The following is a 25,980-nucleotide window of genomic DNA, read 5'->3' as shown; positions in this document are numbered from 1 at the left end:
AGGTTTTGTGGCATGCACAGACTCTATGTACACCCACTGCCCATTGTAGGAGTGAGCCTGCTCGCGATTGCGGAATTGGTTTCAACCCAAATCCGAGATCAGACCCCAACTGCCCGAACACCCACAACCCGCCGCTCCAGATTCAACGCCAACACACAGATCAACACCACCACCGACCCCACCAGCACCAGCAACGTCGGTCGCTCGCCCAAACCAACCGAAGCAATCCCCATCGCCGTCGGCGGTATCAAATACAACGTCATCGTCGCCCGGCTCAGATCCACATGCTTGAGCACAAAGCCCCACGCCAGATAGGCCAGCGCACTGGGAAAAACGCCCAAGGCCAACACCGCCCACTGCACCCGCAACGGCGCATTCAGCACAGCTTGACCCAGCCCCGGTAGATAAATCAGCAGCATCAACGTCCCCGACCACACCGCGTAACACGCCAGACTGAAGCCGTCGTAACGCCGCGCATGGTGTTTTTGCAGGGCGAAGTAAACGCTCCATGAAACCGCTGCCAACAGGATCAGCAGTGCATGCGCATCGATAGCGCCCAAGCCCTTATCGCCGCTGACCACGATCACCACGCCGACAAACCCGAGCAACACACAACCCCAACGCCAGGCGCTGACCTGATCCTTGAACAAGAACCGCGCCAGCAACGTGCTGAACAGCGGACTCGATTGCGCCAACACGCTGGAAGCGCCGGCACTGACGCTTTGCTGGCCGATGTTCAGCGCGACGTGGTGCAGGCTGACAGCGAAGAAACCCAAAGCAAACAACAGCGGCACGTCGCGCCAGTGCGGCAGGCGAATGCCTTTGAACGCAGCGATCAGCGCCATGAACACCGACGCCAATAGAAACCGCAGCAACGCCAGATGCCCGGGCGCGTAGGCTTGCAGACCGATGTGAATACCGGTCGGCGAATACGCCCAGCAGCCGACGACAAACGCCATCGCCAGAAGGATTTTCAGTGGGGAAGGGGGCGGCATGATCGGCTGCTCAAGAGTGTGAATGTGCCGAGTATCCGGGCGCGTAATCATTCGCCACAACTGACTTATACTGCGCTGAATGTTCACTCAGAGTGATGGATATGGAGCTGGCGCAAATCCGTATGTTCAAGACCGTGGCCGAGGTCGGTAGCATCGCGCGGGCGGCGGAAAAGCTGTTTTGCGTGCCATCGAATATCACTGCGCGGATCAAGGCGCTGGAAGCGGAATTGGGCGTTGCGCTGTTTCTGCGTGAGGGCCGCGGGTTGCGCATCAGTCCGGCGGGGCAGACGTTTCTCGCCTATGCGGAAAAGATCCTGGCGCTGACCGCTGAAGCGAAACGGGCTGTTGATCCCTCGGCCGAGCCGTCCGGGCCACTGCGCATTGGCGCGATCGAATCATCAGCGACCGGGCGCTTGCCGCGCTTGTTGGCGAAGTTTCACCAGCGCTATCCACAAGTGGCGCTGGAACTCACCACCGGCACGTGGGGGCAGTTGCTCGACGACACCGTCAGCCATCGTCTCGACGGTGCGATTGTTGCAGTGGATGTCGAGCGTTCGCAGCTCAAGCGCACGCCGATGTATCGCGAAGAATTGCTGCTGATCGCGTCGACCTCGTTCGGGCCGGTGCGCGGCATCGAAGACCTGCAGGACAAAACCGTGTTCATGTGGCCGCAGGGTTGCCCGTATCGGGCGGCGCTGGAGCATTGGCTGTTGCGTCAGGGGGTATCGCTGCCGATCGTCAGTCTCGCCAGCTATGGAGCGATTGTCGGTTGTGTGAGTGCCGGGGCAGGGGTGGCGCTGGTGCCCAAGGGCGTGTTTGAGCAGTACGCGAAAGGGGCTGGGTGTGTGGGGTATGAGTTTGCGGAGCTGACGGCCGTCGATAACTTGTTTTACTGGCATGAAAACGCCGGGGTGCACCCGGCGCGGGAGGCGTTTGTGGCGATGTTGCGGGAGGAGTTTGTTGCGTAGGAAAAGCTTACCCTCACCCCAGCCCTCTCCCGGAGGGAGAGGGGGCCGACCGAGGTGTCTCGGGTTATACGCCGACCTGAACAATCGAGTCGATTATGGATTCAGCCAAGCTGAACGAGCGAGTAGATTATGGATTCAACCAAGTCCAGTGTGCTTGATCGGAAGAGTTGATTATGGATTCGGCGCAGTACGTTCAGGTCGGTGGATCTCTCCAATATCCCCCAATCAGTCCCCTCTCCCTCTGGGAGAGGGCTAGGGTGAGGGCATTCTCAGGCATCACGCAGATCCCGCATCAACAACCCAAACCGCAAATCCACCCCCTCCGGAATCGGCACATAAACCGTATGCCCATCCCCCGGCGCCACCTCGATCGCCTCACCCTTGACGCTCTGCAACTCAAGCAAATCAAAATGAAAATTGCCCGTGGGCGTCATCAATTCCAGATGATCACCAAGACCAAAACGATTCTTCACCTTGACCTCGGCCAGCCCCTCACGCCGCTCGCCGGTCAACTCACCCACGAACTGCTGACGCTCCGATACCGAGCTGCCATTCTGATAATTCTGATACTCGTCATGCACATGCCGACGCAGGAAACCCTCGGTGTAGCCACGCTGCGCCAGTGACTCCAAGTCCGTCATCAGGCTGCGATCAAACTCACGCCCGGCCACCGCATCATCTATCGCTCGCCGATACACCTGGGTGGTGCGCGCGCAATAGAAGTGCGATTTGGTCCGGCCCTCGATCTTCAATGAATGCACGCCCATGCGCGTCAGGCGCTCGACGTGCTGCACCGCGCGCAGGTCCTTGGCGTTCATGATGTAGGTGCCGTGCTCGTCTTCGAAAGCGGGCATCAATTCGTCGGGGCGGTTGGCTTCCTGTAACAGGAACACCTGATCAGTCGGCGCGCCGAGGCCCAGGGTCGGCTCGGGCTGGAAGGTCTGGACGATCTCGCCGAGCTGATTTTCCGTGGCCTCTTGCGCCGAGTATTTCCAGCGACAGGCATTGGTACAGCTGCCCTGATTGGCGTCGCGTTTGTTCATGTAGCCGGAGAGCAGGCAGCGCCCGGAATAGGCCATGCACAATGCGCCGTGGACGAACACTTCCAGTTCCATGCCCGGCACCTGTTCGCGGATTTCACCGATTTCTTCCAGCGACAATTCTCGCGACAGGATGATCCGGCTCACACCCTGTTGCTGCCAGAACTCGACGCTCGCCCAGTTCACCGTATTGGCCTGCACCGAGAGGTGAATCGGCATCTGCGGAAAATGCCGACGCACCAGCATGATCAGCCCCGGGTCAGACATGATCAGCGCATCCGGCGCCATCTCGATGACCGGCGCCAGATCCTTGAGGAAGGTCTTCAGTTTGGCGTTGTGCGGCGCGATGTTGACCACCACGTAGAAGCGTTTGCCCTGCGCCTGGGCCTCACCAATGCCCAGCGCCAGATTGGCGTGATCAAATTCATTGTTGCGCACCCGCAGGCTGTAACGCGGCTGTCCGGCATAGACCGCATCGGCGCCGTAGGCGAAGGCGTAGCGCATGTTTTTCAGGGTGCCGGCGGGAGCGAGCAGTTCGGGGGCGGCGAGGATCGAGGTCATGGTGGTGTCGGTCGCAAAAGCGCAGCAGGGTAAGTCAGGAGTGGTGGGGGTTTGTTGATCTGGATCTATGCTCATGAATAAAGATGGCACTCGTGCACGCCGCGGCTGACTAAGGAGCGGGGCGTGCATGACGCCTGACTGACATGGACCGGACATGAACGAAAAGAGTCTTCAATTCAAATCCCTGACCGTGCTGCTGGTGCTGGTCACGGTGGCCTTCATCTGGATCCTGTTGCCGTTCTACGGTGCGGTGTTCTGGGCGGTGATCCTCGGCATTCTGTTTGCGCCGATGCAACGCAAGTTGCAGGCGAAATATGGCTGGCAACGCAACCTGACCTCGCTGTGCACGTTGAGCATCTGTCTGGTCATCGCGATTCTGCCGGTGATCATCGTCAGCGTGTTGCTGGTGCAGGAAGGGGCGACGGTTTACAAGAATATCGAAAGCGGTGAGCTGGACATTGCCGCGTATCTGGCGCAGTTCAAGCACAGCTTGCCGCCGTACTTTCAGCACTTGCTCGACCGCTTCGGCATGGGCGAACTCAATGCGCTACGCGAGAAAATCGTCAAATCGGCGATGCAGGGCAGCCAGGTGCTGGCCAGCCAGGCATTCAGTTTTGGTCAGGGCACATTCGAATTCGTGGTGAGTTTTTTCATCATGCTGTATTTGCTGTTTTTCTTTCTGCGTGACGGCGCCGAACTGGCGCGCAAGGTGCGCACTGCCGTGCCACTGGAGGAAGGCCACAAGCGGCGCTTGCAGTTGAAGTTCAACCGCGTGGTACGGGCGACGGTGAAGGGCAATCTCGTAGTCGCGGTGACTCAAGGCGCGCTGGGCGGAGCGATTTTCTGGTTTCTCGACATCCCCAGCGCATTGCTGTGGGCGGTCTTGATGGGGTTTCTGTCGTTGCTGCCAGCAGTGGGTGCGGGGATTGTCTGGGCGCCGGTGGCGGTGTATTTCCTGCTCAGCGGGATGATCTGGCAAGGCGTGGTGCTGGGCTTGTTCGGGGTCTTTGTGATTGGGCTGGTGGACAACGTGCTACGGCCGATTCTGGTGGGCAAGGACACCAAAATGCCCGACTACATGATTCTGATCTCGACCCTTGGCGGTCTGGCGGTATTCGGCCTGAATGGCTTTGTGATCGGGCCGCTGATCGCGGCGCTGTTCATGTCGAGCTGGGCGTTGTTCGCCGAGACCAAGCCCAAGGTGCAACTGCCTTAAGCGTCATCCCTTTCAAGGTCTTTTCGTTTTGGCAGCCTTGATAACTCTGTCCGTTGAGACATGAGCATGGACCGCTGTACCTTGAACCCATGTCTTGGGTTTAGGCACCTTGGGACCGCGGGGGCTTTTCGCAACTTGTTTGGGCTGGATGTTTCTGGCCAACTCCAACAGGCGTTGGGCCAGTTGCTCCAGAGGGACAACGGGAAGATATTCTGAGGGCAGTGCAATCTGCATTCCCTCATAACCACTCCTGACCTGAACCGCCAAGTGATAGATGGAAGCTTCCCATCCTTCAGGTTGAGTCTCCCGGTGAGCTTGCTCGACACTTCGTTTGAGGACGGCCAGGACGTTGTAGGCCAATACCGCAGTAGCGAACCCGAGCAAGGCAGCCTTCGGGCTGCCAAGGGTTTCGATTTCACTTTCCAGAATCGCTTCCAGTCGCTGGAACATACCTTCAATGCTCCAGCGGCGGCGATAGAGCTCTGCGATCTGCTGTGCACTGACGCTTTGGGGTAGGTTGCTCCAGAACATCAAGCTGCTGTCTCCCGAGTCCGTTGGCGAATGAAGCGTCAGTTCGACACGCCGACATTGGTAACCGCCTCTGACCTGGATGACCTGCTCACGCACAGTGCCTGTTTCCACAGGCACCGGCTCTTGCCACTCACCTTCTTGAATCAAGCGTGGATGCTTGGCTTGCTGGCGAATGACAAAGGAGGTCTGGGCCTGCTCACAAGCTTCCATGACCGGGAGCGTGCAATAGAGTCGATCAGCCAACCACACTTGGCCCGGCTCGGCATCAGCCAACAGCGGCAGCACGCAAACACGCTCGCTTGCGTAGGCATCCTCACACGCCTGAAGGTCGATGACCTGATCGAGGTCGGGGTCGTAGGCCACCACCGAAAAACCGGGACGAGCGGCGCCGCGCTCGTGACGTAAAGCTCCCAGACGTTTCTCAGTGGATGCCAAGTGATTACCGTCCACTACCCGAACCTGCCAACCCGGCAGCATCGTCGTGCAACCCAGCTCTTTTATGGTTGGAGTCAGGCGTTGAGCGCAGCCCGTAACCAGGGCGCGCAACAGCGCCGGCTCGGTACGACTGATCTTGTCGTAGAGAGCCGCCAAACTGACAGGAAGATCTTCCAGTTGCCGCGCGGCGGCGTGCAGGGATGGCTTCAAGCCCAATGAAACAAGGGACATCAGCTTGACGATGGTCGAGAACAGTAGCTCACGAGAATACTGCCGTTGCCGATGCTCTTCGAAAACCTGATCGACCCACTCAGGGGCAATAGCCTGCTCCAGCGCCAATTTAGCCATGACACTGGCGGGTGCTTTTTTCTCGAAACGCGCTAGAACATCGGCCCACATCGTTTGGGATCCCTGAATGAAATTTCAGGGGATTTTACCGAAGACCTTGAAAGGGATGGCCTTAAGCGTGAAACGGCGCGCTGACGATCTTCTGCGACAGTGCCTGCGCCGCGGGCAGCGAAGTGAGCGGGCCGCTGATCGCTTCGCCGTCGCGCATCAGATACCAGCAGGCGAGCAGACCCGATGCTCTGAGCGAAGCGGGAACGGCGCTGCCGATAACGGACATGATTTGAACCTGAGCCATGACGATACCTCCATCTAACAATGGAGCTACCTTAGAGATTCGCCGCTTCTACGGACAATCAACGCTTTCGATAGTAGTCATTGACGCCGTTGAGGGCTGGCTCAGTCGACCACTTGATCGAGCATGTGCATGACTTCTCGCTCGTTGAGCAAACCTTTGTGCACGAGGTTTTCCGCCAGCAGCGAAAGAAACTTGGCGCAACGATGGCCTTCCAGATGCTTGAGCTCGGTCAGCGCGCTGTACACCTTGCTGGAGGTGCACAGACCGACAATGCGGTGCGGGTTTTGTGTTGGCATACCGTCGTCCTTGTTGTTATCAACCTGTTGTTTACGGACGGATTCAGATTGCGGTTCCGTCATGACAAATAAATGACCGTTTTATGGAAAAGACCATAACGCTCAATCAATCATGCCGACTTTAGCCGGTGAAACTGTCCTCACAGCGACCTTGGCGAGATTTTTTCAGACGCTGGCCGACCAACGGTCATAAAAAAGCCCCGCTATAAAAGCAGGGCTCAGTGTTGCGATTACCAGCGTGGGCCACCGTAGTAGCCATGTGGCCGACCGTAATAACCGCGAGGCGGGCCGTAGTAGACGGGGGCCTGTTGAATGTACACCGGTTGTTGCACATATACCGGTGCCGGTTGGTAGTAGACCGGTGGCGGCGGTTGTTGCACATACACCGGTGGCGGGGCATACACCGGCGCCTGTTGCACATAGACCGGGCGATCCTGGTTGATAAGCGCCGAACCGATGATGGCCGAGCCGACGATTGCGCCAAACACCGCCGGACCCTGCCAGCCACCGCCGTGGGCTTCTGCTTGCCCTGTGACAGCAAAAGCACCGATCAGCAAGGCGACGATAGGGAGTTTACGAATCATGATAATTCCTCGGTTCTTCGACCCGGCGGCAGGGCCTGCACCAGGCCCACAGTTGTCGCGGGGATACTTCTAAGACAGCGAAATTCTGAAAATCAGCACAGCCGCTGGGTAAATTTTGTGTAAGGTCTGTACCGGCTTCTTTACCGGGCCATGCAAGGGCCACAGAACACGTTTAAAACAGGCCTCTATGATCGTTCAGAACCCGATGGGCTGGCTAATCCCGTCTATCCGAAAGTGCGTTTGAAGGAGAAGTTTCATGCAGATGAATCCGAACAAAGACACCCAGCTGTGCATGTCCCTGTCGGGGCGCCCAGGCAATTTCGGTCTGCGTTTTCATAACCATTTGTATGAGCAACTGGGCCTGAATTTCTACTACAAGGCATTCAGCAGTAAAGACCTGATCGGCGCAGTCGGCGGCATTCGCGCCTTGGGCATTCGTGGTTGCGGCGTGTCGATGCCGTTCAAGGAAGCATGCATTGCGCTGGTCGATGAACTGGATGCTTCGGCGGCGGCGATCCAGTCGATCAACACCATCGTTAACACCGACGGCCATCTCAAGGCCTACAACACCGATTACATTGCCATTGAGCAGTTGCTGAAAACCCACGCGGTGCCCAAGGAGTCGACCTTTGCTCTGCGTGGCAGCGGCGGCATGGCCAAAGCTGTGGCCAGCGCCTTGCGCGATGGCGGTTATAAAAACGGTTTGATCGTCGCCCGCAACGAGCGCGCCGGGCGTGCATTGGCGGATTCGCTGGATTATCGCTGGCAGGCTGAGCTGGGTGATGAGCGCCCGCAGATGCTGATCAATGTGACGCCGGTGGGCATGGACGGTGGGCCGGAGGCTGGGCAGTTGGCGTTTGCGCCTGAGGTGATCAAGGCTGCCGAGACGGTGTTTGATGTGGTGGCGATTCCGTCGGAGACGCCGTTGATCGTGCGTGGCCGCGCGGAGGCCAAGCGGGTGATTACCGGGCTTGAGGTGATTGCGATTCAGGCGCTGGAGCAGTTTGTGTTGTACACCGGTGTGCGCCCGACTGAAGAACAGTTTGCGGCGGCGGTGGCGTTTGCCCGGAGCTGATCAACGAATTGTGTAAGAGCCTTACCGGCCCCATCGCGAGCAGGCTCACTCCTACATTTGGAATGCGTTCACCCTGTAGGAGTGAGCCTGCTCGCGATGGCCTCACAACGGATTCAGATCAGAACCTTGCCTATACTGCCCCCCCAGCAAGCCCAGACTTGCCCACCACAAAAACCGTGACCGAGGCCCCCATGCATCCGCCCATCCTCAATCTGCATCAGGTCGAACTCGAACCCCTGCCCGAAGCCCTGGCCCCGGAAGGCGAAACCGCCGGCCGCTATCAGCAGCGCATGGCCCGCGTCGGTCAGCAACTGGGTTCGCAAAAACTCGGCTATCGCCTGTACGCCTTGCCGCCGGGCATGCGCGGCAGCCCGTTTCACAGTCATCGGGTCAACGAAGAAATGTTCTACGTGGTGGCCGGGGAGGGCGAGGTGCGTCTCGGCGCCGAGCGTTTTCCGATTCGCGAAGGTGATGTGATCGCCTGCCCTCCGGGTGGGCCGGAGAAGGCGCATCAGATCATCAATACCAGCTCGGGCGAACTGCGTTATCTGGCGGTGAGTACGCAGCAACAGCCGGAAATCTGCGAATACCCGGATTCGAACAAATATGCGGTGATGGATAGTTTTCAGGTGGATGCTGAGGGCAATGCGTCAGGTTTTGTGGCGGTGGCACGGCAGGCGGATGGCGTTGACTCCTGGGATGGCGAGTAAAACATAGATCCCTTGTAGGAGTGAGCCTGCTCGCGATAGCGGTGTGTCAGTCACATCATATTTGACTGACACACCGCTATCGCGAGCAGGCTCACTCCTACATTGGTTTTGTGCGGTTATTCGAGGCGGGCCAGACGTTCTTCCAGCGCGGCGATTCGCGCTTCGAGCTCTTCGATGCGCTCGATCGAGACGCCACTGCTTGCACCGCGATCCGATGGATTCTGCCGCGCCGCCAGGATGACCTCGATATCCGCCGGATCACCCAGCGCATGGGTATAACGATCTTCACGTTGCCCGGCCTGGCGCGGAATCAACACCGCCAGCCCGCGCGCAATCAACCGCTCAAGCTGATGCACCACTTGCTCGGTGTCTTCAAATTCATGCATGCGGCCACTGCGGGTCAGCAGCTCATTGACGGTCTGCGGGCCGCGCAGAAACATCAATCCGCTCAGAATCACTTGCGCCGGCACCAGCTCCAGCGCCTTGTCGACCTTGTGCTCCCAGCGGTCGGCGCGACTGCCCATCACCAGTTTGGCGAAACCGCGACCTTCCAGTGCGCGCAGGCTCTGGCCGACCTGACCCGGAGTCAGGTTCATCACCGGTTCGCGGCTGGTTTTCTGATTGCATGCCGTGACCAACGCATTGAGCGTCAACGGATAGGTTTCCGGGCTGGTCGCCTGTTTCTCGATCAACGAGCCGAGGATGCGGATTTCCGTGGCGTTGAGCCGTGGCTCGTCGAAGGTGGATTCTGGTTCTGTGGTCATCGCGCGTTCCCTCTGCAGTCGAAGGCGCCTAGCCTAATCCTTGCCAAACAAAAGGCAAGCCGTGTGGTCATCAAGCATGGCTATAATCGCCTCCTTGTTCGACCCAGCCACTACACGAGACTGCCATGACCATTTCCCTGTACGCCGCATCCGTCCCGGTTTTTCAACAAATGCTTAACGCTTTGAGCGATGTGCTGAAAAAGGCTGAAGCCCACGCCACCGAGAAAAACATCGACCCGAACGCGTTCCTGCAGGCCCGTCTGTACCCGGACATGTTCCCGCTGACCCGTCAGGTGCAGATCGCCGTGGACTTCGCCAAAGGCGTTTCCTCGCGTCTGGCTGAAGTCGAAGTGCCGAAATACGACGACACAGAAACCACCTTCGCCGAGCTGCAAGCCCTGATCGCCAAGGTGCTGGCCTACATTGGCGAGATCAAGCCAGAGCAGATCGATGGCAAGGAAGGCATCGAAATCGTCACCCGTCCGGGCACGCCGAAAGAGAAGCGCTTCAGCGGTCAGGCTTACCTGCTGACCTATGGCTTGCCGCAGTTCTTCTTCCACGTCACCACCACTTATGCGTTGCTGCGTCATAACGGTGTTGAAGTGGGCAAGCGTGATTACATGGGCGCGTTCTGAGTTTTAAGAGCCCCTCACCCTAGCCCTCTCCCGGAGGGAGAGGGGACTGACCGAGTTGTCTGTTCGAGATACACCGACCTGAACTATCAAGTCGAACTCAGATTTTGAACAGCACTCGGTCTGCCCCCTTTCCCCCTCGCCCCCTTGGGGGAGAGGGTTGGGGTGAGGGGGAAAAGATCTCAGCCACAAAAAAGCCCGCCAAGGTTCACACCATGGCGGGCTTTTCGTTTTTCATTGTGGGAGCGAGCCTGCTCGCGAATGCAGTGTGTCAGGCGACATCAATGTCGATTGACCCGCCCCCTTCGCGAGCAGGCTCGCTCCCACAGGGTAAGGCGGTTACGCGGTACGTTGGGCTTTCGCTTCCTCACCCAAACACGCCGCAGCGGTAAACAACACGTCAGTCGACGAGTTCAGCGCGGTCTCCGCCGAATCCTGCAACACGCCAATAATGAAACCGACCGCCACCACCTGCATGGCAATCTCGCTCGGAATCCCGAACAAGCTGCAAGCCAACGGAATCAGCAATAGCGATCCACCCGCCACACCCGAAGCGCCACACGCGCAAATCGCAGCGACAACGCTGAGCAAAATCGCCGTCGGAATGTCCACGGCAATACCCAATGTATGCACGGCCGCCAGGGTCAACACAGTAATGGTGATCGCTGCACCGGCCATGTTGATGGTCGCGCCCAGCGGGATCGACACCGAATAGGTGTCTTCATGCAGCCCCAGACGCTTGCTCAACTCCAGGTTGACCGGAATGTTCGCCGCCGAGCTGCGGGTGAAGAAGGCGGTGATGCCACTTTCACGCAGGCACTTGAGGGTCAGCGGATACGGGTTGCGACGCAGCTTCCAGAACACGATCAGCGGGTTCATCACCAGCGCCACGAACAACATGCAGCCGAGCAGCACGGCCAGCAGGTGCGCATAACCGATCAGCGCGCCGAAGCCCGAAGTCGCCAGCGTCGACGCTACCAGACCGAAAATGCCCAGCGGTGCAAAGCGAATCACCACACGCACGATCAGGGTCACGCCGTTGGACAGATCACCGAGCACTTCGCGGGTAGTGTCACCGGCATGGCGAATCGCGACGCCCATGCCGATTGCCCAGGCCAGAATACCGATGAAGTTGGCGTTGATCAGTGCATTCACCGGGTTATCCACGACGCTCAGCAACAGGCTCTGCAACACTTCTGCAATGCCACCCGGCGCGGTCACCGCGACGTTTTCGGTGGACAGCACCAGATGCGACGGGAATGCCATGCTGGCAATCACGGCCACCACGGCTGCGGCGAAGGTGCCCAGCAGATAGAGGAACAGAATCGGACGGATGTGGGTTTCCTGGCCGTGCTTGTGGTTGGCAATCGACGCCATTACCAACACGAACACCAGAATCGGCGCGACGGCTTTCAACGCCGACACGAACACTTTGCCGATGAACGCGGTGTCTTTTGCCACTTGCGGGGCAAACATCGCCAAGGCAATACCGGCGATCAGGCCGATGAGGATCTGTGCGACCAGGCTCAGGTTCTTCAGGCGTTGCAATAGAGAAGGGGATGAAGCAGTCATAACGGCATCTCTGATTTTTTATAGGGTGCGAGGTGGCGTGAAGGCGGTGGATATTCGGGGGCAGACCACCGTCACGTACCGAAAGGCTGACGCGAGATCAACGCCAGTAAACTGGTCGTTGAATAGGCTGTACGTTTTTCAGGGCGCGGACTTTATCACAGCGTAGGCCTTATCCTTCAGGCCTGTGACGATCTGCCACCGGAGTTGTCGGCAAGATAGACAGGTTTGGGCAAGTCAGCCCGGACACACTCTGTTAAGATTGCGCATCCTTATTTTCAAATTTCGCCAGCGGGCCTTCGGGTCAACGCTGGTGTCGTCGTTTTGCTGGAGTTGCGCATGCTGTTGCCCATTCTTCTGTTGTCTGCCGCCGGATTCACGGTGCTGACCACGGAATTCGTCATCGTCGGCCTGTTGCCGGCGATTGCCCGAGACCTTGAAGTCACCATCCCGCAGGCCGGGTTGCTGGTGACGCTGTTCGCCTTCACGGTGGCGATGTTCGGACCGTTTTTGACCGCCTACTTCGCCCGCTTCGAGCGGCGCAAGCTGTTTATCAGCATCCTGATCATGTTCGGTCTGGCCAATACCGTGGCGGCGCTGGCGCCGAACATCTGGGTGATGGCGATTGCCCGGTTGATCCCGGCGCTCGGCTTGCCAGTGTTCTGGGCTTTGGCCAGTGAGACGGCCGTGGACATTGTCGGCCCGGACTTTGCCGGTCGTGCGATCGCCAAGATTGGCTTCGGCATCGTTTGCGCCACGGTGTTTGGCATCCCGGTCGGCACGCTGATTTCTGACGCTTTCGGCTGGCGCAGTGCCTTTGGCATTCTGGCGGTCATCGCTTTTGCCAAAGCCTTGCTGCTATTTGTTTACCTGCCGAAAACCAGTCTGCACCAGCATCAGGTCAGCTTCCGCTCGCAATTCAAGATCCTGCGCAGCCCGTTGATGATCGGCCATATCGTCCTGTCGATTCTGGTGTTCAGCGGCATGTTTACCGCTTATACGTATCTGGCCGACATTCTTGAGCGCCTCGCCGGCTTCAACGGCACCGTGGTCGGTTGGTGCCTGATGGCCTTCGGCGCGGTCGGGTTGATCGGCAACTCGCTGGGTGGTCGTGCGGTCGACCGCCATCCGTTGGGGGCATCGGTGTTGTTCTGTGCGTTCATGATTGCCGGCATGGTCTCGCTGGTGCCGAACATTCATTCGCCGCTGGGGCTCGCAGTGGCGATGGGGATCTGGGGCGTGACCCAGGCCGCGCTGTTCCTGGTCAGCCATGTGCGCCTGATGAAAGCCGCGCCGGAAGCGCCGGCCTTTGCCGCTTCGTTGAACATCGCCGGGGCCAATCTGGGGATCGGCCTGGGCGCCATCGTCGGTGGTCGGGTCATCGACAGCGCGGGTCTGGGTTTCCTCGGTTTTACCGCCGCTGGGTTCATTTTGCTCTCGGTGTTCCTCGCCATGGTGCTGATGACGCTCAAGCCGCGCGAAATCTGCGCCGAGGCCTCATAACGCGGTAAAAAGCTCGCGTCGGGCACCTTCGGTAATCGCAACGATGCCGGGGTGCTTGACCTTGCGCTCCACCGAAATGGCGTAGAACGACTCGGTCACCGCGTCGGTCTGGCCAATCAGCTCGACGCCGTACTGGCGCTTCACCTCATCGGCAATCACGCTCGGGCCAATAAAAATCCCGCTGCCGGATTGGCCGAACGCCTGCATCAATGCACTGTCATCAAACTCGCCGACGATTTGTGGCTGGATCTGCTGCTCGGCAAACCAGCGCTGCAAGCGGCTGCGCACCACGGTTTCCGCACCGGGAATCAACAGCGGTGCGCCGTGCAGACTGCGCGGGAAGTCGTGACCGTATTTGGCTGTCAGTTCCGGGGTGGCGAAAAAGCTGATTCCACACTCACCGAGCTTCTGGCTGTAGCCCTTGATATCGAGGTGCGAGGGCATCGGGCTGTCGGAGATCACTAGGTCCAGGCGCTGAATGGCCAGATCGGCGAGCAAGCGTTCGAGTTTGTCTTCGCGGCAGGTGATGCGCAGCGGCTCGTTGAGCTCCATCGTCGGCGCAATCAGGCGATAGACGATGGACTTCGGCACCACATCCGCCACGCCGACGCGAAAGAGTATCTGCTGTTCGTTGGGTTGTGCACGCAGCATCAGTTCCAGTTCGCCGCCGAGCTGAAACATCTGCTCGGCGTAGGGCAGGGCTTGTCGCCCGGCTTCGGTCAATTCGAGTTGCCGTCCGACGCGTCTGAATAACTCGATGCCATACGTCTGTTCGAGCAGGGAAATCTGCCCGCTGATGGTTTGTGGGGTCAGGTTCAGTTGCTCGCAGGCGCGCACAATGCTGCCGGTCTTGGCTACGACCCAGAAGTAATGCAGTTGTCGGTAATTGAGCATGACGGTCTACAGTTCGTGAAAACCGAAGTATAGCCGCTAAAAATACGAATTTTCCTGAAGTGTTCATCTCCCTAGAATGCCCAGCCATCGACGGCCGGTCTGTGAGCCTGTCTGTTCATTCGAAGGAAACCTTATGAAATACACCATCCCAGCATTGATGTTTACGTCTTTACTGCTTCTGGCCGGTTGCGATCAGGCCGAGAAAAGCGCCCAGCAACTGATGGGCAAAGCCGCCGAAAGCGCCAAGCAAGCGATTGACGACACGCATAAAGCTGCCGAGCAGGCGCTCAGCGATGCCACCGGCGGGTTGATCGAGAAAAAAGAAACACCGGAAAAAGATGCGGAAAATTCCGAATCCTCCTCCAAGACCATCTAATTCGTCTTACACAGAGTCAGGACTGACCCATGGAATATCTGTTACAGCTCGCCGCCAGCCCCACCGCTTGGGTTGCTTTGGCCACATTGGTGGTGATGGAAATCGTGCTCGGCATCGATAACCTGATCTTTATCTCGATCCTGACCAACAAGTTGCCTAAGCAATACCAGCAGAAAGCGCGCCGCATCGGTATCGGCATGGCGTTGATCCTGCGTCTGGCACTGTTGAGCACCATCGCTTTCATCGTGCAGCTGACTGCGCCGGTGATCGAGATTCTGGGCCAGGCGTTCTCCTGGAAGGACATGATCCTGATTGCCGGTGGTCTGTTCCTGGTCTGGAAGGCCACGACCGAGATCCACCACAGCATGGACCCGGCACCGGAAGATCCGAAGTCGGCGACCTCGACGGTCACCTTGGGTTTTGCCGCTGCCATCGGCCAGATCCTGATGCTCGACATGGTGTTCTCGATCGACAGCATCATTACCGCGGTCGGCATGACCGAACACTTGCCGATCATGATCATCGCGGTGGTGGTGTCGGTACTGGTGATGTTGTTTGCTGCTGAACCGCTGGCCAAGTTCATCAACGACAACCCGACGGTGGTGATGCTGGCGCTGGGCTTCCTGATCATGATCGGTATGACCTTGATCGCTGAAGGCTTCGGCGCACACGTACCGAAAGGTTATGTGTATGCGGCGATGGCGTTCTCGGCTTCGATTGAAGTGCTGAACATGATGTCGCGTCGGGCGAAGCAGAAGAAGCTGGCTGAGCAGGTGTAACCGCCAGTGAGCCAAAAAGGCCGCTTGAACTCAGTTCAGGCGGCCTTTTTTTATTTCAGGTTTTCTATGTTCTGTAAGGCCAGCCCCTCACCCCAGCCCTCTCCCGAGGGAGAGGGAGAGGGAGAGGGAGAGGGAGAGGGAGCCGATTTGTGCGGTTCTCAAGCCTGAGTTCGACTCGATATTTCAGGTCGGCATAACTCGAAAGACACCCCGGTCAGTCCCCTCTCCCTCCGGGAGAGGGCTAGGGTGAGGGGCTTTTCGCTTTTGATGTTGAACCTCAGTGCGCAGTCGCATGCCTCACGCGGTGTTCCTCGGTTTTCTCAACCGCAGCAGGCTGAACCGGATGGTGATGATGGCGCCGCGAAATCCGCAGTACACCCCACAACATGGCAGCCGCCACGGCCAGCCATCCGGCAATCAACATCACAATCGTCATGGTCAGGCTCATCAGTGCCTCCTCTTTGCCCTGCCTCGGGCGCCCACTTTTTCAATTCGCTCTGTTTCAGTGACAGTCTAGACAATGAGGTGTTGCAGACTATTGACCAAAGGTCGGTGACGACCAATCAGTTTGCTCTATGCAAGCGATGTGTCTGCCGCTTAAGGCTATACCGCAGACTGGCGCGGCCCTATGATCGCAAGCGTTGCCGGAACACGATGACCGGCGTCTGAACAGAGAGTGATGATGGTGCAGGTATTTTCTCGAATTCGTGCGGCGCTGCTGGTGGCCGGTTGCGCGGCCATGTTGGCCGGGTGTGCAGGCAGTGTCGCGCCTGAGGTCAAGCGTCTGCCGGAGCGGGTCGAACTCAGCGGCACGTTCTATCGCGGCGAAGCCAATCAGAGCGGGCCGCAAGTGCTGGCCAGCCTGTTGTCGCAGCAGGGCATCGTGATCACCCCGGGTTTACTGGAAAAACCACTGCACTTGCCGGGGGCCGAAGACAAACTGCAACAGAATATCCAGAACCTTGCCCGTGAGTACGGCATGGTGGTTTATCCGCTGGACAGCAACCTGCCAGCGCTGCTGACCCAAGTTGCGGCGGGTTATCCGGTGATGGTGCGCTTCAGCGAGGGCTCGGCATTCTGGGCCGAGCCGCGTTACGCGATCCTGTCCGGTTATGACCGCAACAAACAGAAGGTACTGCTGCGCGCCGGCATGAACCGCCGCGAATTGATGAGTTTCAGTTCCTTTGAATCGGCGCTGGAAAAGTCTGGTGGCTGGGCCGTGCTGATTCAGAAGCCGTCGCAGATTCCTGCTGCCGTCGACCGGCAACGCTGGCTCAAAGCGGCCGATGAACTGGCCCAGGCCGGTCAGGAAAACGAAGCGGCGCAGGCGAAGAAAGCGCTGGCCGCCCACTGAGTCTCCGTTCGTCATTTGCCGGGCACGACTGCGCCCGGCACGCCTCTTATCTGTATAGCCCGTCGTTTGCGGGTGAATCAGGAGGCGAACATGACAGATCCCCAATCCCCGAAAGGCCCACATTCTTCCGAGCACTCTTCGGGTCATGATCTGGGCTTTGATCCGGATTCGCCGGATCTTGATGATCCGCAAGTCGATCCCGTCGGCCCTGCGAAAGCCCCCAAAGACGTGAAGCCCGGCGAGGACGACAAGCAACCGGCCAAGCCGTATGACCCGCTAGCCAATCTGAAACCTTGATGCGAGGTGCGTATGAGTACCGATTCAAGCTTCGATGACCATAAACCGGACAGTGTGCCTACTACGCCAGAGCCGGATATTGATCCGGTGCTGGACCCGGACAGTCCGATGCGCGATCCGATGGCCCGACCCAATGTCATGACACCGGAACCTTCGCGGGATCCGAGTGCGGGGGATGGCATTCCTGAAGATGATCAGATGCCGTTGCCCAATGACTGAGGCAGCAGATGAAAAAAAGCCCCGGGGATTCGGGGCTTTTTCTTGTGCGGTGCCTTACTTGGACGCTTCGACTACGCCGCTCTGGCGATTCTTGAGGTTTTTCTCGGCCTTGTATTGCTGAGCCACCGCCGGAACGCTGGCGCTGCGCCCGGTTTCTACCCAACTGCGAATACGGCTGGCATCGGCAAAATGGGTGTACTTGCCGAACGCGTCGAGGATCACCAGCGCGACCGGGCGGTTGCCCATCTTCGTCACCAGTACCAGGCAGTGACCGGCGGGGTTGGTGAAACCAGTCTTGGTGATCTTGATGTCCCAATCAGCCTTGTTGACCAAGTGATCGGTGTTGCGGAAACCCAGGGTGTAATTGGGTTTGCGGAACGACACGGTCTTTTCCTTGGTGGTCGTGAGTTCGCTGAGGATCGGGTACTTGCTCGCGGCGACCAGCAACTTGCTCAAGTCACGGGCGGTAGAGACGTTGCGTTCGGACAAGCCAGTCGGCTCGACATAGTGGGTGTTGGTCATGCCCAGTGCCTTGGCCTTGGCGTTCATCGCCGCGATAAAGGCGGCGTAGCCACCCGGATAGTGGTGGGCGAGGCTGGCGGCGGCGCGATTTTCCGAGGACATCAAGGCGATCAGCAACATCTCGCGACGCGGCAGTTCACTCTTGAGTTTGACTCGGGAGAACACACCCCTCATTTCCGGCGTGTTGCTGATATCGACATTGATCCATTCGTCCATGTTTTGCCGGGCTTCAACCACTACCAAACCGGTCATCAACTTGCTGACAGAGGCAATCGGCACGATCACGTCTGGGTTGCTGGAGTAGATGACTTTGTTGGTCTGCATATCCATGAGCAGGGCACTGCCGGAGGCGATCTTCAGGGTCGAAGCGTCACGTGGGGCAGCGGTGGTTTCCGCAGCGTTGATCGTTGGCGTGATGAATGTGCCTGTAAAAGCAAAAAACAGGCTCAGAATCGAGAGACGAATTTTCACGCGGGCGAACTCATAAAGGTTGGATATTCCGTTAGTTTGTAACGGGTTATTTCTTCAAAGCGTCGCATTCTAGGAGTATGGCTGAAGATCTGTCGATGGTTGTTTGAACGACCTGAAAAACTCGTGAAAAGGCCTGTAAAAAGAGGGGTTTCCGGCGAACGGTTACAGTTTTTTCTCAGGCATGAAAAAACCCGCACAAGGCGGGTTTCTCTTATTGCTGAAAGTGCCGATCAGGCGTGCAGAGTGTCTGCGGCGTAAAGGGTGCTTTTTTCAGGAGGCATGCTTACGTCCAGGGAAGCCCTTTCAGCATGAATCTCGGATTACTGGAGCCGATTCTCCTGGCAGTAACGCGGATCGTCAGATGAGTATAGAGATGCCCGTTGATGTCATTTGGGCTGGTGATCTCGCTTGAAATCCTTCCATGGATAATTTCACCTCCATCGGTTTTGAATTCGAAAACTCTTTTATCGGGCAACACACCGACAAAGGCCCCGGTAAAAACTTCATCATCCTCTTTGATATTGTCTCTACTCAGCCGCGCTTTGCTGCGGCGAACCTGCTCTACGTCTGAAAACTGGAAGCTGCGAGTGTTGGTCGTAAGCGCGCATGAAGCATCATTCTCGGCTAACTCGTTGAGGAAGTCTGAAACGGCTGCGATCGCTCTGTCGGCCAAACGGGAGACCGGCTCAGATAATTCTTCGTCGCTTTTTGTCGTGGCCTCGAGCAGTTCGGCCAGAATATCGATAGCTTGGGATACCGGTGTGGTGCCCTCTATATCAAGCTGCTTATCAGCCGGTATTTCTTCTAGTTCGAATCCAAAAGAGCCGCGAGCTGGTCCGGTGATCAAAAGCTGGTTGCTTAGTCGGTTGGGGATAGGCCCTTTGTCTGCGAGCGTCCCCGAAACCGATGCTGCAATCGCGGTTATTGCGACGCTGAATGCCCGAGTTGCTGTCGCACCAAACTCAGCCAGCACACCGTGCGTTCCCCATACAGGAACGCCACGGTAGGTCAGTCTGGCCCTGGCAGGTCGATAGGCGTGCTGACCATTATCGTCAAGAAAGGCGCGAGCCTGATCGATTTTTGCTTGTATCGACATCAGGGTAAGTTTACTGATGCCAGGAGTGGCAGCTTGTTTTACAAGGAAGCCGAGCTCCGCAGCTTTATGGGCGTACTCAGATCTGTTCATGTTCAAGCTCCTGCCGACGTACCACAAGCAAGCTTTCGGCATCTGCATCCTGATCAGGAGAAAGGTCGACTTTCAAAAAGCCCTTCCATTGTCCGGTGCGCCGGTGTGACCACATGCTGTACCAGTAAGTGGTCATCGCCACCAGGGATTCGGCAGGATCGCTCAACGACTGAATGTAGAAGTCGATCTTGAATTCTTTCTTCAGATTAGCCCGATCGCCGCCAAGAAGATTGATTTCATGATCGCCGAGCGCATCGAAAAACGCATCACCTGCTGGCGTGAACGTCACAACATCAATGTCTCGCGGAGGGCGATGTTCGAGCATCTCGATATCTTCAGTGAAACTTCCATCCAGCCACTGAAAACCCCTGTCGATACCCATTTTATGCAGTTCTGCTCGATGAGCGAGATAGCCTGAAAAAATATCACATCGCTCAGGGCTGGTCGCAAATCTCGAGACGATTTGCCCAAGACTAACCTCATAAGGCGCTCGATCAAACCCCGCGGGGCTATCCTCGTTTATAGGGGGAATTACCCCTTCGGCATTCCATTCGGGTATCAATCCAGCCTCCGTGCGTTCTGTTGTCTTGACCTGGTCGGCGGACTGAGGGGGCCAATCGCGCCAAGTGTTATATGGGGTCCAAAAAATCAGTACATGCGTGTCACCATACGCTTGGTTGCCAGTCCCTCGCATTTTAGAAATGCTTCAGCGTGTTAGCGGAAGTGCCTTTGGAGGATTAATGTAGCTCTTCCAGGGGGGCTTTTTTGGGGGGCTGTTTATAGAAGAAAGAGGCGGATTTTTCTTTGGCATGAAAAACCCCGCACTGGGCGGGGTTCTGGTGCAGCGGTAAAACCGCTTCAGACGTGCAGGGTTTCTGCTGCGTAAAGCGTGTTTTCCAGCAGGCAGGCGCGGGTCATCGGACCGACGCCACCCGGCACTGGAGTGATCCAGCCAGCGCGGGGCAGGGCGGTTTCGTAAACAACGTCACCGACCAGTTTGCCGTCGTCCTGACGGTTGATGCCGACGTCGATCACGATCGCGCCTTCCTTGATCCACTCGCCTTTGACCAGACCCGGCTTGCCGGCGGCCACCACCACCAGATCGGCACGACCGACATGGCCGGCCAGATCCTTGGTGAAGCGGTGAGTCACGGTTACGGTGCAGCCGGCCAGCAACAGTTCCATCGCCATCGGGCGACCGACGATGTTGGAGGCGCCGACTACCACTGCGTCCATGCCATAAAGGTCAGCGCCGGTGCTTTCCAGCAGCGTCATGATGCCTTTAGGCGTGCATGGGCGCAGCAGCGGAATGCGTTGGGCCAGACGGCCGACGTTATAAGGGTGGAAACCGTCGACGTCTTTGTCCGGGCGGATGCGCTCCAGCAGTTTGGAGGCGTCCAGGTGCTCGGGCAGCGGTAACTGAAGCAGGATGCCGTCGATTGCAGGGTCGTCGTTGAGGCGATCGATCAGATCGGTCAATGCGTCTTGCGTGGTGTCGGAGGGCAGGTCGTAGGCTTGAGAGAGGAAGCCAACCTCTTCACAGTCTTTACGCTTGTGCGAGACATAAACCTGAGAGGCAGGATCGCTGCCGACCAGGATCACCGCGAGGCCGGGAGTGCGCAGGCCTTGCTGGCGACGCTCGGCAACTCGTTGGGCGATCTGCTGGCGCAGGCTGGCGGCGATCGATTTGCCGTCGATTAGTTGTGCAGTCATTGCGCGTGATTAACCATCGAGAGGGGAAAAAATGAGAACGCATTCTCGCATGTCGAGCGGTGAGGGCAAAGGCGCTCGGTCAGCAAATTCCTCTAACTCCTTTAATTAAATGAATTTTTTTCAAAAAGGATTTGACGACCTTTGGAGCGCTCTATACTATTCGTCGCACTTGTCGGGCACAGCCTAGCACTGGTTAAGAAGGTGAAGCGGAATCAAGGTTCTGCGACACTGGAAAGCACTTAGTTTGTAGTCCTTTAAGAGTACAGATTAATAAGGCGCCCGTAGCTCAGCTGGATAGAGCATCCGCCTTCTAAGCGGATGGTCGCAGGTTCGAGTCCTGCCGGGTGCGCCATTAGGCAGCTTTGGCACAAGTAGCGCGATATGGTGGGCGTAGCTCAGTTGGTAGAGCACGGGATTGTGACTCCCGTTGTCGTGGGTTCGATCCCCATCGTCCACCCCATATTTCGAAAGGCGCCAGATGTAACAGTCTGGCGCCTTTGCTTTAAAGCTTCACCTGCGGATGTGGTGGAATTGGTAGACACACTGGATTTAGGTTCCAGCGCCGCGAGGCGTAAGAGTTCGAGTCTCTTCATCCGCACCAATTAAAGCTTCATTCATGTCTTCGGGCTGGTGAGGTTTCAACAAAGAAGTTGTTTGGCTTTTTTGTTACGCAATATGGTGGGCGTAGCTCAGTTGGTAGAGCACGGGATTGTGACTCCCGTTGTCGTGGGTTCGATCCCCATCGTCCACCCCATATTTCGAAAGGCGCCAGATTTAACAGTCTGGCGCCTTTTTTGTTTTGCGGTTTTGAAAACCGGCATGGCCGGTTTCCGGACGCAGGAGTAGGGCGCTTCGTCGTATTTATGTTGCTCGATGATGCTGCACTGCTCGCCGGGCTTGCTTGCAAGAACGGCCGTCAGGGAGTGATTGGCAGTCTCTTCTATATATAGAAGCGGTTGGCGCAGAGCCCTGGCGTGATTGGTTGTATTCGCCTGTGGGGCGCGCTGCATTGGTGTAGCGGTCCCGATAACATGCCTGCTGTTTTTTTACCCGTTTTCAGTAGGGTGACTTCTTGAGTTTGACCCACTAGAATGCATGCCCTTGATTCTGGGGTCGGAAACGGCCGGCTAACGTCTGTGCAACGAGGAATATCCATGCAAGTTTCTGTTGAAAATACTACTGCTCTCGAGCGCCGCATGAGCGTCACCGTGCCGGCTGAGCGCATCGAGACTCAGGTCAACAAGCGTCTGCAGCAGACCGCCCAAAAGGCCAAGATTGCTGGCTTCCGTCCAGGCAAAGTGCCAATGAGCGAAATCAAGCGCCGTTTCGGTGCTGATGCTCGTCAGGAAGCTGTAGGCGACGTGATCCAGTCCTCCTTCTACGAAGCTGTGGTTGAGCAGAAGCTGAACCCGGCTGGTTCGCCTTCGATCGAGCCTAAGTCGCTCGAAGCTGGCAAGGATCTGGAATACGTTGCTGTGTTCGAAGTGTTCCCGGAGTTCACCGTTGCCGGTTTCGACGGCATCACCGTTGAGCGCCTGAGCGCTGACGTGGCTGACGCTGACCTGGACAAAATGCTCGACATCCTGCGCAAGCAGAACACCCGTTTTGAAGTGGCCGATCGCGCCGCCCAGAACGAAGACCAACTGAACATCGATTTCGTTGGCAAGGTTGACGGCGAAGTGTTCGCTGGCGGCTCCGCCAAAGGCACTCAGCTGGTGCTGGGTTCCGGCCGCATGATTCCGGGCTTCGAAGAAGGCCTGGTTGGCGCTAAAGCCGGTGAAGAGCGCGTTCTGAATCTGACCTTCCCAGAGGACTATCAGAACCTCGACCTGGCTGGCAAAACCGCCGAGTTCACCGTGACTGTCAACACTGTTTCCGAGCCTAAGCTGCCAGAGCTGAACGAAGAGTTCTTCGCTCAATTCGGCATCAAGGAAAGCGGCATCGACGGTTTCCGCACCGAAGTTCGCAAGAACATGGAGCGCGAACTGCGTCAGGCGATCAAATCCAAGGTCAAGAATCAGGTAATGGACGGTCTGCTGGCCACCAACCCGATCGAAGTGCCGAAGGCGCTGCTGTCCAACGAAGTTGACCGTCTGCGCGTGCAGGCTGTTCAGCAGTTCGGCGGCAACATCAAGCCTGATCAACTGCCGGCCGAGCTGTTCGAAGAGCAAGCCAAGCGCCGCGTTGTGCTGGGTCTGATCGTTGCTGAAGTGGTCAAGCAGTTCGATCTGAAGCCTGACGAAGCTCGCGTTCGCGAAATGATTCAGGAAATGGCCTCGGCTTACCAAGAGCCTGAGCAGGTTGTGTCGTGGTACTACAAAAACGAGCAGCAGCTGAACGAAGTGCGTTCGGTTGTGCTGGAAGAACAAGTTGTGGATACTGTTCTGCAGAAAGCTAGTGTGACCGACAAAGCGGTCTCTTACGAAGAAGCAGTCAAGCCGGTAGAAGCTCCAACAGCCGACTGATTGATTTTGCGTTAAGAAGTACACACCATAAGCCAGCTCTCGAGCTGGCTTATGCGTATTCAAGACATAACTATTTGGGAGCGACTGCAGAGCATGTTCCGTAATTCTTATATTCAGCAGAACTCTGATATCCAGGCCGCCGGCGGCCTGGTCCCGATGGTTGTCGAGCAATCTGCTCGTGGCGAACGCGCCTATGACATCTATTCGCGCCTGCTCAAGGAGCGAGTGATCTTTCTGGTTGGTCCGGTAGAGGACTACATGGCCAACCTGATCTGCGCGCAACTGCTGTTCCTTGAAGCGGAAAACCCGGACAAGGACATCCATCTCTATATCAACTCCCCGGGCGGTTCGGTGACAGCAGGCATGTCGATCTACGACACCATGCAGTTCATCAAGCCGAACGTGTCGACCACCTGCATCGGCCAGGCCTGCAGCATGGGTGCATTCCTGCTGACCGCAGGTGCCCCGGGCAAGCGTTTCTGCCTGCCGAACTCGCGCGTGATGATTCACCAGCCACTGGGCGGTTTCCAGGGCCAGGCGTCGGACATCGAAATCCACGCCAAGGAAATCCTCTTCATTCGCGAGCGTCTGAACACGCTGATGGCCAAACACAGCGGGCGTACTCTGGAAGAAATCGAGCGCGATACCAATCGCGACAACTTCATGAGTGCAGAAGCTGCGAAGGAATATGGTCTGATCGACGAAGTGATCAACCAGCGCCCAGCTTAAAATAAGCAGCTCAAAATAGGCTTGGTCGGCTTGTCTGATCAGCGGCGGGCTTGAAAAAGCCCGCAATAGCCTTCATCTTGTGTTGCAAGCCTATCGGATTTGGATCGAACGAATGACTGACACCCGCAACGGCGAGGACAACGGCAAGCTGCTCTATTGCTCCTTCTGTGGCAAAAGCCAGCATGAAGTGCGCAAATTGATTGCCGGCCCCTCGGTCTTTATCTGCGACGAGTGCGTCGACCTGTGCAATGACATCATCCGTGAGGAGGTGCAGGAAGCCCAGGCCGAAAGCAGCGCGCATAAATTGCCTTCGCCTAAAGAAATCAGCGGCATCCTTGACCAGTACGTCATTGGTCAGGAGCGTGCGAAAAAGGTTTTGGCCGTAGCGGTGTACAACCACTACAAGCGCCTGAACCAGCGTGACAAAAAGGCTGACGACGTCGAACTCGGCAAGAGCAACATCCTGCTGATCGGCCCGACAGGCTCCGGTAAAACCCTGCTGGCCGAAACACTGGCCCGCTTGCTGAACGTTCCGTTCACCATTGCCGACGCAACCACCCTCACCGAGGCGGGTTACGTGGGTGAGGATGTCGAGAACATCATTCAGAAGCTGCTGCAGAAGTGCGATTACGACGTAGAGAAAGCCCAGATGGGTATTGTCTACATCGATGAAATCGACAAGATTTCCCGCAAGTCCGACAATCCGTCGATCACTCGGGACGTTTCCGGTGAAGGCGTGCAACAGGCCTTGCTGAAGTTGATCGAAGGCACGGTCGCTTCCGTACCGCCGCAAGGTGGTCGCAAGCACCCGCAGCAGGAGTTCCTGCAGGTCGACACCCGTAACATCCTGTTCATCTGCGGTGGTGCGTTCTCCGGTCTGGAAAAGGTTATTCAAAACCGTTCCACCAAGGGCGGCATCGGTTTCAACGCAGAAGTGCGCAGCAAGGAAGAAGGCAAGAAAGTCGGTGAATCCCTGCGTGAAGTCGAGCCTGACGATCTGGTCAAGTTCGGTCTGATCCCGGAGTTCGTCGGTCGTCTGCCGGTCCTCGCGACGCTGGACGAGCTGGATGAGGCTGCGCTGATGCAGATCCTCACCGAGCCGAAAAATGCTCTGACCAAACAGTATGCCAAGCTGTTCGAGATGGAAGGCGTGGATCTGGAGTTCCGTACAGACGCGCTGAAATCGGTCGCCAAGCGTGCCCTGGAACGTAAAACCGGTGCCCGTGGCCTGCGCTCGATTCTCGAAGGTGTACTGCTCGACACGATGTATGAAATCCCCTCGCAGTCCGAGGTGAGCAAAGTCGTGATCGATGAAAGCGTGATCGAAGGCAAGTCCAAGCCACTGTATATCTACGAAAACAGTGAGCCGACCGCCAAGGCAGCACCGGACGCGTAAGTGTCCAGTCTGCTGGAATAAAGAAGGGGCCTTCGGGCCTCTTTTTTTTATGTCATT

General features: G+C 57.4%; 28 protein-coding genes and 4 tRNA genes. 18 read left to right on the top strand and 14 right to left on the bottom strand.

The window, feature by feature from the left end; all coding sequences use genetic code 11:
- Positions 1-98 precede the first annotated feature (98 nt).
- Positions 99-995: a DMT family transporter gene (locus VY732_RS19520; protein ID WP_331691532.1), complete on the bottom strand. Its 897-nt coding sequence runs from the start codon at positions 993-995 to the stop codon at positions 99-101.
- Between the two features lie 101 nt (positions 996-1,096).
- Between VY732_RS19520 and VY732_RS19515 the strand changes: the two genes are divergently transcribed.
- Positions 1,097-1,963 carry a LysR family transcriptional regulator gene (locus tag VY732_RS19515; protein ID WP_331691531.1) on the top strand — a complete coding sequence of 289 codons (867 nt, stop codon included), beginning with the start codon at positions 1,097-1,099 and terminating at the stop codon, positions 1,961-1,963.
- Positions 1,964-2,232: 269 nt separating this feature from the next.
- Here VY732_RS19515 and trhP read toward each other — a convergent pair whose 3' ends face one another.
- On the bottom strand, positions 2,233-3,564 hold the full coding sequence (gene trhP, locus VY732_RS19510) for a prephenate-dependent tRNA uridine(34) hydroxylase TrhP (RefSeq protein WP_331691530.1): 1,332 nt from the start codon (positions 3,562-3,564) through the stop codon (positions 2,233-2,235).
- A gap of 154 nt (positions 3,565-3,718) precedes the next feature.
- Between trhP and VY732_RS19505 the strand changes: the two genes are divergently transcribed.
- Positions 3,719-4,780: an AI-2E family transporter gene (locus VY732_RS19505; RefSeq protein ID WP_077573704.1), complete on the top strand. Its 1,062-nt coding sequence runs from the start codon at positions 3,719-3,721 to the stop codon at positions 4,778-4,780.
- A 12-nt stretch (positions 4,781-4,792) separates the two neighbouring features.
- Here VY732_RS19505 and VY732_RS19500 read toward each other — a convergent pair whose 3' ends face one another.
- The 4 genes from VY732_RS19500 to VY732_RS19485 form a co-directional block, all read right to left on the bottom strand.
- Complete coding sequence (locus VY732_RS19500; RefSeq protein ID WP_331695843.1) at positions 4,793-6,094, bottom strand: IS4 family transposase; 1,302 nt, start codon at positions 6,092-6,094, stop codon at positions 4,793-4,795.
- 112 nt (positions 6,095-6,206) lie between these two features.
- Positions 6,207-6,389, bottom strand: coding sequence for a hypothetical protein (locus tag VY732_RS19495; RefSeq protein ID WP_034154665.1), 183 nt, complete (start codon positions 6,387-6,389; stop codon positions 6,207-6,209).
- Between the two features lie 101 nt (positions 6,390-6,490).
- Positions 6,491-6,685, bottom strand: coding sequence for a hypothetical protein (locus VY732_RS19490; protein ID WP_016984641.1), 195 nt, complete (start codon positions 6,683-6,685; stop codon positions 6,491-6,493).
- Between the two features lie 230 nt (positions 6,686-6,915).
- Complete coding sequence (locus VY732_RS19485) at positions 6,916-7,269, bottom strand: hypothetical protein (RefSeq protein WP_077573703.1); 354 nt, start codon at positions 7,267-7,269, stop codon at positions 6,916-6,918.
- A gap of 256 nt (positions 7,270-7,525) precedes the next feature.
- Here VY732_RS19485 and VY732_RS19480 point away from each other — a divergent pair, with 256 nt between their 5' ends.
- Both VY732_RS19480 and VY732_RS19475 read left to right on the top strand, forming a co-directional pair.
- On the top strand, positions 7,526-8,344 hold the full coding sequence (locus tag VY732_RS19480; protein ID WP_331691529.1) for a shikimate 5-dehydrogenase: 819 nt from the start codon (positions 7,526-7,528) through the stop codon (positions 8,342-8,344).
- 191 nt (positions 8,345-8,535) lie between these two features.
- A complete protein-coding gene (locus VY732_RS19475; protein WP_331691528.1) occupies positions 8,536-9,054 on the top strand; it encodes a cupin domain-containing protein in 519 nt (172 codons plus the stop codon).
- A gap of 116 nt (positions 9,055-9,170) precedes the next feature.
- On the opposite strand, the gene VY732_RS19470 is transcribed toward VY732_RS19475, so the two are convergent.
- On the bottom strand, positions 9,171-9,818 hold the full coding sequence (locus VY732_RS19470) for a YceH family protein (RefSeq protein ID WP_116030201.1): 648 nt from the start codon (positions 9,816-9,818) through the stop codon (positions 9,171-9,173).
- A 125-nt stretch (positions 9,819-9,943) separates the two neighbouring features.
- Here VY732_RS19470 and VY732_RS19465 point away from each other — a divergent pair, with 125 nt between their 5' ends.
- The gene (locus tag VY732_RS19465) at positions 9,944-10,453 is read left to right on the top strand and encodes a DUF1993 domain-containing protein (RefSeq protein WP_034154670.1); all 510 of its coding nucleotides are present in this window, start codon (positions 9,944-9,946) and stop codon (positions 10,451-10,453) included.
- Between the two features lie 336 nt (positions 10,454-10,789).
- Here VY732_RS19465 and sstT read toward each other — a convergent pair whose 3' ends face one another.
- The gene (gene sstT, locus VY732_RS19460; protein ID WP_077573699.1) at positions 10,790-12,022 is read right to left on the bottom strand and encodes a serine/threonine transporter SstT; all 1,233 of its coding nucleotides are present in this window, start codon (positions 12,020-12,022) and stop codon (positions 10,790-10,792) included.
- Between the two features lie 336 nt (positions 12,023-12,358).
- Between sstT and VY732_RS19455 the strand changes: the two genes are divergently transcribed.
- On the top strand, positions 12,359-13,522 hold the full coding sequence (locus VY732_RS19455) for an MFS transporter (protein WP_077573698.1): 1,164 nt from the start codon (positions 12,359-12,361) through the stop codon (positions 13,520-13,522).
- On the opposite strand, the gene nhaR is transcribed toward VY732_RS19455, so the two are convergent.
- Positions 13,517-14,416 carry a transcriptional activator NhaR gene (gene nhaR, locus VY732_RS19450; protein ID WP_137219636.1) on the bottom strand — a complete coding sequence of 300 codons (900 nt, stop codon included), beginning with the start codon at positions 14,414-14,416 and terminating at the stop codon, positions 13,517-13,519. The two genes, VY732_RS19455 and nhaR, sit on opposite strands and share 6 nt — an antisense overlap.
- Positions 14,417-14,549: 133 nt before the next feature.
- Here nhaR and VY732_RS19445 point away from each other — a divergent pair, with 133 nt between their 5' ends.
- Together VY732_RS19445 and VY732_RS19440 are read left to right on the top strand one after the other, a co-directional pair.
- Positions 14,550-14,792, top strand: coding sequence for a hypothetical protein (locus VY732_RS19445; protein WP_034154673.1), 243 nt, complete (start codon positions 14,550-14,552; stop codon positions 14,790-14,792).
- Between the two features lie 29 nt (positions 14,793-14,821).
- Positions 14,822-15,571 (top strand): TerC family protein, encoded by a 750-nt coding sequence (locus tag VY732_RS19440; RefSeq protein WP_016986876.1) that lies wholly within the window; start codon positions 14,822-14,824, stop codon positions 15,569-15,571.
- 277 nt (positions 15,572-15,848) lie between these two features.
- On the opposite strand, the gene VY732_RS19435 is transcribed toward VY732_RS19440, so the two are convergent.
- A complete protein-coding gene (locus VY732_RS19435) occupies positions 15,849-16,019 on the bottom strand; it encodes a hypothetical protein (protein WP_331691527.1) in 171 nt (56 codons plus the stop codon).
- 234 nt (positions 16,020-16,253) lie between these two features.
- On the opposite strand from VY732_RS19435, the gene VY732_RS19430 reads away from it, so the two are divergent.
- The 3 genes from VY732_RS19430 to VY732_RS19420 all read left to right on the top strand — a co-directional run bounded on the left by VY732_RS19430 (position 16,254) and on the right by VY732_RS19420 (position 17,441).
- A complete protein-coding gene (locus VY732_RS19430; protein ID WP_077573694.1) occupies positions 16,254-16,925 on the top strand; it encodes a peptidase C39 family protein in 672 nt (223 codons plus the stop codon).
- A gap of 90 nt (positions 16,926-17,015) precedes the next feature.
- A complete protein-coding gene (locus tag VY732_RS19425; RefSeq protein WP_077573693.1) occupies positions 17,016-17,222 on the top strand; it encodes a DUF6021 family protein in 207 nt (68 codons plus the stop codon).
- A gap of 12 nt (positions 17,223-17,234) precedes the next feature.
- Positions 17,235-17,441 (top strand): hypothetical protein, encoded by a 207-nt coding sequence (locus VY732_RS19420; protein ID WP_137219634.1) that lies wholly within the window; start codon positions 17,235-17,237, stop codon positions 17,439-17,441.
- A gap of 54 nt (positions 17,442-17,495) precedes the next feature.
- Here VY732_RS19420 and pbpG read toward each other — a convergent pair whose 3' ends face one another.
- From pbpG to folD, 4 genes are all read right to left on the bottom strand, one after another.
- The gene (gene pbpG, locus VY732_RS19415; protein ID WP_077573691.1) at positions 17,496-18,434 is read right to left on the bottom strand and encodes a D-alanyl-D-alanine endopeptidase; all 939 of its coding nucleotides are present in this window, start codon (positions 18,432-18,434) and stop codon (positions 17,496-17,498) included.
- A 283-nt stretch (positions 18,435-18,717) separates the two neighbouring features.
- Positions 18,718-19,620, bottom strand: coding sequence for a hypothetical protein (locus VY732_RS19410; protein WP_077573690.1), 903 nt, complete (start codon positions 19,618-19,620; stop codon positions 18,718-18,720).
- Positions 19,607-20,182, bottom strand: coding sequence for a DUF6932 family protein (locus tag VY732_RS19405; RefSeq protein WP_123594374.1), 576 nt, complete (start codon positions 20,180-20,182; stop codon positions 19,607-19,609). Before VY732_RS19405 ends, VY732_RS19410 begins: the two co-directional genes overlap by 14 nt.
- 296 nt (positions 20,183-20,478) lie before the next feature.
- Positions 20,479-21,333 carry a bifunctional methylenetetrahydrofolate dehydrogenase/methenyltetrahydrofolate cyclohydrolase FolD gene (folD, locus tag VY732_RS19400; protein WP_016986882.1) on the bottom strand — a complete coding sequence of 285 codons (855 nt, stop codon included), beginning with the start codon at positions 21,331-21,333 and terminating at the stop codon, positions 20,479-20,481.
- 275 nt (positions 21,334-21,608) lie between these two features.
- On the opposite strand from folD, the gene VY732_RS19395 reads away from it, so the two are divergent.
- The 7 genes from VY732_RS19395 (at position 21,609) to clpX (ending at position 25,923) form a co-directional block, all read left to right on the top strand.
- A tRNA-Arg gene (locus VY732_RS19395) sits at positions 21,609-21,685 on the top strand.
- A 32-nt stretch (positions 21,686-21,717) separates the two neighbouring features.
- Positions 21,718-21,793: transfer RNA gene (locus tag VY732_RS19390), tRNA-His, on the top strand.
- Between the two features lie 56 nt (positions 21,794-21,849).
- Positions 21,850-21,934: transfer RNA gene (locus VY732_RS19385), tRNA-Leu, on the top strand.
- Between the two features lie 77 nt (positions 21,935-22,011).
- Positions 22,012-22,087, top strand: a tRNA-His gene (locus VY732_RS19380).
- 400 nt (positions 22,088-22,487) lie between these two features.
- On the top strand, positions 22,488-23,798 hold the full coding sequence (tig, locus tag VY732_RS19375; RefSeq protein ID WP_007917329.1) for a trigger factor: 1,311 nt from the start codon (positions 22,488-22,490) through the stop codon (positions 23,796-23,798).
- 93 nt (positions 23,799-23,891) lie between these two features.
- Complete coding sequence (gene clpP / locus VY732_RS19370; protein ID WP_007951559.1) at positions 23,892-24,527, top strand: ATP-dependent Clp endopeptidase proteolytic subunit ClpP; 636 nt, start codon at positions 23,892-23,894, stop codon at positions 24,525-24,527.
- 112 nt (positions 24,528-24,639) lie between these two features.
- Positions 24,640-25,923: an ATP-dependent Clp protease ATP-binding subunit ClpX gene (gene clpX / locus VY732_RS19365; RefSeq protein WP_003223632.1), complete on the top strand. Its 1,284-nt coding sequence runs from the start codon at positions 24,640-24,642 to the stop codon at positions 25,921-25,923.
- The last annotated feature ends 57 nt before the right edge of the window (positions 25,924-25,980 follow it).

This window comes from Pseudomonas sp. ZY71 (assembly GCF_036542145.1).
Classification (GTDB): domain Bacteria; phylum Pseudomonadota; class Gammaproteobacteria; order Pseudomonadales; family Pseudomonadaceae; genus Aquipseudomonas; species Aquipseudomonas koreensis_A.
Note: the sequence above shows the minus strand (reverse complement) of the source record. Positions and strands in the feature narration are given on the sequence as shown.